The organism is Pontimicrobium sp. MEBiC01747 (assembly GCF_053601635.1).
Window position 1 is genome coordinate 1 of the sequence record NZ_JBSHNS010000034.1, and the last position, 9704, is coordinate 9704.

Sequence of the window (9704 nt, forward strand, 5' to 3'; positions counted from 1 at the left end):
CTATTGTTTCTCATGATTTAAAATCTCCCGTTAACAATATAATTAGCTTAACAGAATTATTAAAAACAGAAAATCCAGATCTTTCAAAAGATTCTATGCAATATATAGACTACTTGCAGGAATCTTCTACTTCGCTAAAAAAGTATATTGATGGCGTTTTAAGCTTTTACAGAAGCGACAAATTATTAGGATTAAAAAAAGAATTATTTACAGTTGAAGAAATTATTAAAGACTGTAAAAGTATTGTAGATATAAGCAAAGAAGCTGAAATAAATTTAACAAACACTACAAAAAACATTTTTTTAAACAGAGCAGCTTTAGAGCAAGTTTTTGTTAATTTATTAACTAATGCTATAAAATATAACGATAAAACTCAGGTTATTATTAATATTAACTGCAACGAAGATGATAACTTTTACTACTTCAGCCATACAGACAATGGTCGTGGTATACCAGAAGAGGATTTAGATAATATCTTCGATTTGTTTAAAACAATAGCACAAGAAGACAAGTATGGTAATCAAGGTAACGGAATAGGCTTGGCTACTACAAAAAAGCTTATCACTGCATTAGGGGGGACTATAACCGCTTCTTCTATTTTAGGCAAACATACTACATTTAAGTTCAAAATAGAAAAAGACTAACTTTTACTAAATCTATTATGCATAAAAAAGCCTTGATAATTATATCAAGGCTTTTTAGTTTTAGTTCTTATGCGATTCAAACGTAACGTCTTTATACTTTATAACACTTAAAGACTTTGAATAATTAAGAATAAAACTTATAGTTTCATCTTTTGGATTCAATTTAATTTCTTTTTTAGATTGTTCTGAGTAAAGTTTTGCCATATTACTTATTAATTGATTATGACTTAATAACGGAGCAAAACTGACTATATTGTGTTATTATAAAATATTTTAAAATTCTTGTAATTAATTTGTTAAAATAATATTATGCTTTTCTATTATTTTACGCATATTAATAAGTGCATAACGCATCCTTCCAAGAGCTGTATTAATACTAACTCCTGTACGTTCGGATATTTCTTTAAAGCTCATATCGTTATACATACGCATTAAAATAACTTCTTTTTGATCTTCTGGAAGTTCTTCTATTAAGCGTCTTACATCTAACTCTACCTGATCTTTTATTAAAGCATGTTCTGCATTTAAACTCGTATCGCTTAACACCGAAAAAATACTGAATTCACCACCATTATCAAATTTTGGCATTCTATTATTTTTTCTAAAATAATCGATAATTAAATTATGGGATATACGCATTACCCAAGGTAAAAATTTACCTTCTTCATTATAATTTCCTTTTTTTAAGGTTCTTATTACTTTAATAAAAGCATCCTGAAAGATGTCTTCTGCAACATCTCTATCGTAAACTTTAGAGTATATAAAACTATATATACGCTGTTTATGTCTTTTAATTAATATTTCCAGAGAGGATTCATCGCCTTTAATATAACTACTAACTAAAGTAGCGTCCGAGATAAGTTCTTTTCGCATAATTTTTACTTTTTTTTCCAGCAGAAGCGGACTTCATACTTAGGGATTCATAATTTTAAAAAGTAAAAATTTGCTATAGGCAATGATAGTTTTGTTGTTTGTATGTCTCAAATATAACAACATTCATTTAAAAAAAACAAAAAAAAATTAAACTTTTAACATTTTATTGCACAATAAAGTTATTTACAAGCTAGAATAGATATGTTATCTTTGCTAAATTATTTTTTATAAAACACCTATGAGTACTAGTCTTTCTGAAGTAAATCCTAAAAAAAACATTATTATTAAAGGGGCTAAATTGCACAACCTAAAAAATATTGATGTTGTTATCCCCAGAAATAAGTTAGTTGTTATTACAGGCTTATCGGGTTCAGGAAAATCTAGTTTAGCCTTCGATACCTTATATGCAGAAGGCCAGAGACGCTATGTAGAAAGCTTATCTAGTTACGCAAGACAGTTTTTAGGTCGCTTAAATAAACCTAAAGTAGATTACATAAAAGGGATTGCTCCTGCAATAGCTATTGAACAAAAGGTTAATTCTACCAACCCAAGATCTACAGTAGGGACTACTACTGAAATTTACGATTATCTAAAATTACTATTTGCTAGAATTGGAAAAACTTATTCTCCAAAATCTGGATTAGAGGTAAAAAAAGATACAGTAACCGATGTTATAGAGTTTATTAAAACCATAGAAGAAAAAGAAAAGCTGTTACTGCTCTCTCCTATTTATTTAGAAGAAGGGCGAGAGATGGCCGATAAATTAAAAGCACTAAACCAACAAGGTTACGCTCGTATAAAAGCTGAAGGTAAAGTTATTCGTATAGACGAAGCTAAAGCTATTACTAAAGCTACTAAAAATGTGTTTTTAGTTGTAGACCGTATCGTTGTTAAACATGATGAAGATTTTTATAATCGTTTGGCCGATGCTATACAAACCGCTTTTTTTGAAGGAAAAGGCGAATGTTTTATAGAATATGTAAAAGATGGTACAACGCGGCATTTTAGCAATAAATTTGAATTAGATGGCATTAGCTTTTTAGAACCCAATGTACATTTATTTAGTTTTAATAATCCTTATGGCGCCTGCCCTAAATGCGAAGGTTACGGAGATGTTATTGGTATAGATGAAGACTTAGTTATCCCCAACACAGCACTTTCTGTATATGAAAACGCTATTTTTCCTTGGAGAGGAGAAAGCATGAGTTGGTACAGAGATCAATTAGTAAATAAATCTCATCATTTCGATTTTCCTATACACAAGCCTTATTTTCAGCTAAGTGAAAAGCAAAAGCAGTTAATTTGGAAAGGAAACAAACATTTTGAAGGATTATCTTCATTTTTTGCTGAGCTAGAATCTAAAGCATATAAAATTCAAAATAGAGTCATGTTATCACGTTATCGTGGTAAAACAAAATGTAAAACTTGTAATGGTAAACGTTTACGCCCAGAAGCAAATTATATAAAAATTGCTGGGGCGACATTAACAGATTTGGTAGAAATGCCGCTAGACAAATTAGCAAATTTCTTTAACCAACTAGAGCTTAATGATCATGATACAACTATTGCTAAACGTTTATTAAAAGAAATAAATAATCGATTAGCCTTTTTATCTAATGTAGGACTAGATTATTTAACCTTAAACAGAAAATCTAACACATTATCTGGAGGAGAAAGTCAACGCATAAATTTGGCAACATCATTAGGTAGTAGCTTAGTTGGTTCTATGTATATTTTAGATGAGCCTAGTATTGGGTTACACCCAAAAGATACAGAACGTTTAATAGTAGTACTAAAAGCATTACGCGATTTGGGTAATACAGTTATTGTAGTAGAGCATGATGATGATATTATGAAGGCTTCAGACGAAATTATAGATATTGGCCCTGAAGCTGGTACTTTTGGTGGACATGTTGTGGCCACTGGAGATTATAAAGCTATTTTGGCTTCAAATTCTTTAACAGCAAAATACCTAAATGGTACATTAAAAATTGAAGTTCCAAAAGCAAGACGCTCCTCAAAATATCATGTAGATATTATTGGAGCGCGTGAACATAATTTAAAAAACATAGATGTTACATTTCCTTTAGGCATGTTAACTGTAGTTACTGGTGTTTCTGGAAGCGGTAAAAGTACTCTGGTAAAAAAGATTTTGTTCCCAGCTTTACAAAAACAATTAACTGGATTTGGAGACAAACCAGGCCAATTTACAGAACTAAAAGGAAATTATAGTAATGTAAAGCATATAGAGTTTGTAGACCAAAACCCTATTGGAAGATCCTCTAGATCCAACCCAGTAACCTACATTAAAGCTTATGACGATATTCGTGCTTTATACTCTAAACAAAAACTTAGTGCAATTAGAAACTACCAGGCTAAACACTTCTCTTTTAACGTAGATGGTGGACGTTGTGAAACCTGCAAAGGGGAAGGTGTTGTTACTATAGAAATGCAATTTATGGCAGATGTGCATTTGGAATGCGAAACTTGTAAAGGAAAACGTTTTAAAAAAGAGGTTTTAGAGGTTACGTTTGCTGATAAAAATATTGATGACATTTTAAGTATGACTATAGATGACGCTATTGCTTTTTTTGATGAAAATGGAGTCTCTAAAATAAAAAACAAACTACAGCCGCTTCAAGATGTTGGTTTAGGTTATGTGGCACTTGGCCAAAGTTCGTCTACACTTTCTGGTGGAGAAGCACAACGTATAAAACTTGCTTCTTTTCTAGGAAAAGGTAATACTAAAGAAACAGCTTTATTTATATTCGATGAACCGACTACAGGGTTACATTTTCATGATATTCAAAAGCTTTTAAAATCATTTAATGCTTTAATTGAAAAAGGACATTCTATAATTGTTGTTGAGCATAATTTAGAGTTAATAAAATGTGCTGATTATATTATTGATTTAGGCCCTAAAGGAGGAGAAAATGGAGGCCATTTGGTCGCTTTTGGTACACCAGAGGAAATAGTAAAAAATAAAGCTTCTGAAACAGGAAAGTATTTAAAACAAAAGCTATAATTTATTTAATTGCTTTAGGCAACTATATATTTTTATACTTAAAAAATAAAAAGCTTGTTGCTTGCTTTATATCTTAATTTTATAAGCTCATTCGGCTATGAAATGTGTTTATATTTTAATAAAACATAAAGGCAAATATTAACATAAAAGCTCCAGCAATTGGTAAAACAAAAACCATAAAGGTAACGGTAGCTACCCAACTTTTAAACAAGCTAACAAACCAACCTTGACCATAAAATCGTTTTATTGCTAGAAATAAATAGAAAAATGTAGATAATACAATTAAAACATCTAACCATACAGGTATTACATCCCATATTAAACTCATAAATATTAAAATACTAAATACAGTAAATAAATATGCAAAGAAGTAAAATGTAAACACTAGATGATGGGCAAAACGACCTCTTCTAAAAAACAGCATTTTTAAAATAAACGCAAAAATTGGTAGTAAAAAAAACATAGATATTGGTACAGTATCATAAAACGCCCTTAAAATATTACCAATCCCTCCTTTATTTTTATAAATTTTAAGCATTTGAGCATAAAACTTCCTTGTTAGTGCCCCATCCCCTTCTTCCATCCCCATGGCTGTATACACTTCATCTTTAGAAGCTTTAATTGCTAAAAGAGAATCTACTTTCTTTTCATCAAACCCAAAAGTAAACCTTAAGTTCTCTTCTGGTTTTTGGGTTTTAACTATAGAATCTAAAGCTTTCATATCTTCATCTTTAATCCCCATAGCCGTTTGATTTTTCTTCATTTCTTCTAAAATCACTGCTTTAGCTATAGAATCTTTTTCTATTTCTGAAACTGCAGAGTCTGTAGCTTTACGCACTTGCTCATCAATAGTTGCTGCTGTGCTTATTGCATTTATTTGTTCTTTTTGTTTAAACGAATATAGAAAGAAGAAAACTATAGATATAAACAAATATAATTGTGCTGGATGCAGGTATAGTAAACGTTTTCCTTGTATAAATTTGTTAGCTAAATAACCAGGTTTTACCATTAATGGAATAAAACTCTTAAAAAAACGAGCATCTACAGCAAAATAATTGCTAATAGTGTTGTAAAATAATACGCCAACTGTTAGCTCTTCTTTTGTTTTTTGACCACAATTGGGGCAAAATTCAAAAGTACTTTCTAATAATGTTTCGCAATTTTTGCAGGTTATATTTTCTTTAGACATTGAGTTGGCTACGTTTGTTATATCTATCTAATGGCATTAAAATAAATAATTACGCTAAAAATAGAAAAATTAAATCACTTCTCTATTTATAGGTCTTTTAATTTATAAAAAGTTACATTTTAAAATCTTACACAATTACAGTAATAACAAGGGCTCCCCGTTTTGGCACGCTAATTGAAACTTACAACTACAAATAGCGTAAGCCGAAAAGCTAAATGAGTAGGCATCATCTAAAACCCTAATACTATGAAAACATTAGTACAATTATTTACAGTATTGTTAGTGGGACTAACAACTGTTTCAGCAGCAGAAAAAATCGACACTGCAACACAAGGTGAAGATATTATTACAACACGCTATCGTTATGCACAACCAATTCAGTTTGTAGAGCGTGGTGTAGAGTTTTTAATTTTCCCTGATGGTAGTTTTGACTTTAATACAGATATAACCTCAAATCATTATGATGATTACGATGTTTATTACAGAAGAAATAAAACAAGACGTGGCTCTATAAACGGAACATTTGGTGCTCCAGGCACAAGAGTTAAATTCTCAAAATCCAGAAGAAATAGAGGTGTAATTATAAAGCATGATTACAATGGTAGAGTTAGACGTATTGGTAATGTTTTTATAAACTACAACCGTACTGGACAAGTAAAACGTATTGGCTCTGTATATGTAAGTTATAATAGAGCGTGTTTGGTAAGACAAATTGGAGGGCTACATATACGATATAATAGACGAGGGCATATTATTGCAACAACAGGGTATGTAAACTTTAATAATCAAGGTTGTGGATTTTGTGGAGTAACAGGTTGTAGTACTAACCACCATGATAATCACCATGACCAAGATGATCACTACGATAATGACTGGGATGATGATTACGGAAATGATGATGATAACTATTACTACAAGAGTGGTAAAAAAAGAAAAAAGAGTAAACGTTAATTCTTTATAGCTAATATATTTAAAAATAAGCCTTACATAGTGTAAGGTTTATTTTTATTTAACCGTTTGTGCATTAAACATAAAAGTATCTTGAAAACGTAATAACTTGTCTGTTAGTTTTTCTGCAAAAATTACATATTGGCATTTACCAATACTTTCAGGAATTCTGTTAACATCTGCAAAGTACATTCCTCTTTCTGCAAATTCTGCATCTTCTATAATAAATAGTTTTAATTGTGTTACGTTTATTGCATTTATATAAAAAAGTTTATTTAAACGTTTTGGCGTAGCTATTATAACATCTTGCCCATAGTATATCTCATCTTTTTCGGCATCTATACTATGTTCTTCATAAGCAGTATATATTCTTAAATTTGTTCGTTTTGTAAATTCTAAAAAGGCTTCTTTTAATTTTAGAGCTTCCACTTTATCTTTAACCAATATTAATGCTCTAGGTGCATCTTCAAATGCTTTACTTCCTAATTTTTGCATTGTACTTAAAATAATCGCTGTCGTTTTTCCGCTATTTTTTTCTCCAATTGCATATAAATCTACGCCACTTTTAATTTTAGGTAATACTTTTTTTTGAAACGAAGTAGGTTCCTCAAACCCTTTATTAATTAAGGCTTCTTTTATTTCTGGATTTAATTTTTTGAATGACATAATTTAAGTATTTAAATCAAAATGATTACTAAACTAAGCGAAACTAAAGGTAATTTACGAGCCTACAAAATTTAGCCTTTATTGTTTTTGGCACGATGGTTGAAGTGTAGTTAATATTCAATCCTAAAAACAAACAATTATGAAAAAATTACTCTTTTTATTTGTTGGTCTACTAATAACTAGTGTTACTGCTAATGCAGATGAAACATTAGAGGCTAGCGGTCTAGCAAATTATCGCGGTTACGGTAAATCTTTTATTTTTAATGAACAAGGTATTGAGTTTTCAGTATTCGCAGATGGACAATTCGATTTTTATATTCCTAATAATCACACTAACGTTAATGTTTCTATAGGTAATCCTCATGTAAATATTAGCTTCAACACTGGTTACGATTATAGTGCTTACGTACAGTACGATGAGTTTGGAGCCGTAATTCAAGTAGAAAATACGCCTGTGTTTTATGACTACTATGGTAGAGTTAGACAGATTGGAGATGTCTGCATTTCATACAACAACAGAGGTTTTATTTCTAGAGTTGGTGGATTATATGTAAATTATAGATTTAACAGATTTTATAACTGTACAGGCTTTATTAATGTTTATAATAGACGTTATGTATATAGACCATGGCACTCTTATTATGTAATTCCTTCACCAAATTACTGTGTAGTTTACAACAGACCTTACAGACAATTTTATACTCCTACTCGTTATATTTACGATAGACCTTATAGAAATAACTATAGAAGAACAACAGCGGTAGCTAGTAGAAGAGGTAATAGGGTTGTTAGAAATACAAGTTATGCTTCTAGAAGAAATGGGCGTAGTGTAAGACAATCTTCTACAAGTAATAACCCTAGAACAAGAGGAAACATTACACGTTCTAATAGAACGCGCACAACGACACAAGCTAATACCCCTAGAACACGTACACGTACTAACACTACTACAAGAACTAGAGGAAATATAAACAGAAATACAACAAGACCTAATAGAACACTTTCTAAACCTAGATCTTCTAGTGTGCGTCCACAATCTAGTTCGCCAAGAGTTAGAAAAAAAGCTACTCCTAGTTCTAGAACCAGAACTTCAGTTAGAACTCCTAAAAGGAATAAAACCCAAACAAGGACAACAAGGTCTTCTAATTCGAGAAGAAATAATGCGTCTACAAGATCAAGATCTTCAAGACGTATCTAATTATAATTATTTAAGTTGGTTAAAAAAAGTCCTGTTATACTTAACTAAGTATGCGGGACTTTATCGTTTAAGGAGTTTATTAATTAAGATCGAAATGTCTTCAGAAAAATTAAATCTGTATACTATAACTCCATAAAACAGACTTATTAAGAGTGATTTTAAAACTATATTTAATATTGGATGAAATTGAAACTCCCAAAAATAAAACCCAAATCCGCATATTAGTATTAATATTAATGCTTTTAGCGTATTTAAACTAAAAGGTAGCATTTTAAATTTAGCATATACAAATAGCACCTTTATAGTATTATAAATAAATATAGCTATACATGTTGCATAAGCTGCTCCATTTATTCCAAACTTGGGAATAAAAGCTATATTAAGTAGTGCCGTGCATACTGCTAAAACAATTCCTAAAAGCAAAATAACTCTATAATAGTCACTATTAAATAATATAGAGTTATTATTACCTAACATATTGTCAAATAATTTTACCAACCCTATTGCTAGCACAACAATAAAACCGCCCGCGTATTCATTAGGTAATAAATTATACAATTGGTTTACATTTAGTATTACTATTAAAAAAATAAAACCACTAATAATTAATAGGTTTAACGAACTCTTCTTATATAAAATTTTTAAATCTACCTTGTTATTTTCGTTAAGCAATTTTGCTGTTAAAGGATGTGTTATTTGATGCATAGATCTAGAAGGCACACCTATAACTGTTGCTATGTAAATAGCTACACCATAATAGGCTACATTTTCTATAGCAACATACTGCCCAATCATAAATTTGTCTATCTCTAATATTATGTTAGCTACAGATCCAGCTATTATAATTAAAGATGTATATTTTAAAATAGGAATAAACAGGCTTAGTTTTACAAATTTAAATACCGGAGGTTTTAGGCTAAATGCATAAAACATCATTATTAGCATTCTTATACTATAAACCACAATAATACTTTCTATTAACACATGTACTGTTAACAATTTATAGTATAAACTTATTAATAAAAGTGTAATACATATTCTATGAAATACTTCTTTCATAAAATTCCCAAAGACACTTTTTAATTGCACTTTACTCCAGGCATAAAATACTTCGAAATAAGCAAACACTATGGCTGTTAAAAAAATATACCAAGTATACTC

9 protein-coding genes are annotated in these 9704 nt (G+C 30.2%); 4 read left to right on the forward strand and 5 right to left on the reverse strand.

Annotated features, from left to right (window positions below; all coding sequences use genetic code 11):
• On the forward strand, positions 1 to 644 hold a 644-nt coding region (locus ACVC2P_RS00425), incomplete at its 5' end, for a sensor histidine kinase (RefSeq protein ID WP_452596514.1).
• A 60-nt stretch (positions 645 to 704) separates the two neighbouring features.
• Here the strand turns inward: ACVC2P_RS00425 and ACVC2P_RS00430 are convergent.
• Complete coding sequence (locus tag ACVC2P_RS00430) at positions 705 to 848, reverse strand: hypothetical protein (protein WP_452596515.1); 144 nt, start codon at positions 846 to 848, stop codon at positions 705 to 707.
• An 84-nt stretch (positions 849 to 932) separates the two neighbouring features.
• On the reverse strand, positions 933 to 1517 hold the full coding sequence (locus tag ACVC2P_RS00435) for an RNA polymerase sigma factor (RefSeq protein ID WP_452596516.1): 585 nt from the start codon (positions 1515 to 1517) through the stop codon (positions 933 to 935).
• 238 nt (positions 1518 to 1755) lie between these two features.
• Between ACVC2P_RS00435 and uvrA the strand changes: the two genes are divergently transcribed.
• Complete coding sequence (gene uvrA / locus ACVC2P_RS00440; protein WP_452596517.1) at positions 1756 to 4542, forward strand: excinuclease ABC subunit UvrA; 2787 nt, start codon at positions 1756 to 1758, stop codon at positions 4540 to 4542.
• Positions 4543 to 4657: 115 nt separating this feature from the next.
• On the opposite strand, the gene ACVC2P_RS00445 is transcribed toward uvrA, so the two are convergent.
• On the reverse strand, positions 4658 to 5731 hold the full coding sequence (locus ACVC2P_RS00445; protein ID WP_452596518.1) for a DUF3667 domain-containing protein: 1074 nt from the start codon (positions 5729 to 5731) through the stop codon (positions 4658 to 4660).
• Between the two features lie 246 nt (positions 5732 to 5977).
• Between ACVC2P_RS00445 and ACVC2P_RS00450 the strand changes: the two genes are divergently transcribed.
• Positions 5978 to 6682, forward strand: a complete 705-nt coding sequence (locus ACVC2P_RS00450) for a hypothetical protein (RefSeq protein WP_452596519.1) — start codon at positions 5978 to 5980, stop codon at positions 6680 to 6682.
• Positions 6683 to 6736: 54 nt separating this feature from the next.
• On the opposite strand, the gene ACVC2P_RS00455 is transcribed toward ACVC2P_RS00450, so the two are convergent.
• Entirely contained in the window at positions 6737 to 7345 is a 609-nt protein-coding gene (locus tag ACVC2P_RS00455; RefSeq protein ID WP_452596520.1) for a DEAD/DEAH box helicase, read from the reverse strand.
• A gap of 139 nt (positions 7346 to 7484) precedes the next feature.
• Between ACVC2P_RS00455 and ACVC2P_RS00460 the strand changes: the two genes are divergently transcribed.
• A complete protein-coding gene (locus tag ACVC2P_RS00460; RefSeq protein ID WP_452596521.1) occupies positions 7485 to 8543 on the forward strand; it encodes a hypothetical protein in 1059 nt (352 codons plus the stop codon).
• A 60-nt stretch (positions 8544 to 8603) separates the two neighbouring features.
• Here the strand turns inward: ACVC2P_RS00460 and ACVC2P_RS00465 are convergent.
• A partial coding sequence (locus ACVC2P_RS00465; protein WP_452596522.1) for an MATE family efflux transporter occupies positions 8604 to 9704 on the reverse strand: 1101 nt, incomplete at its 5' end.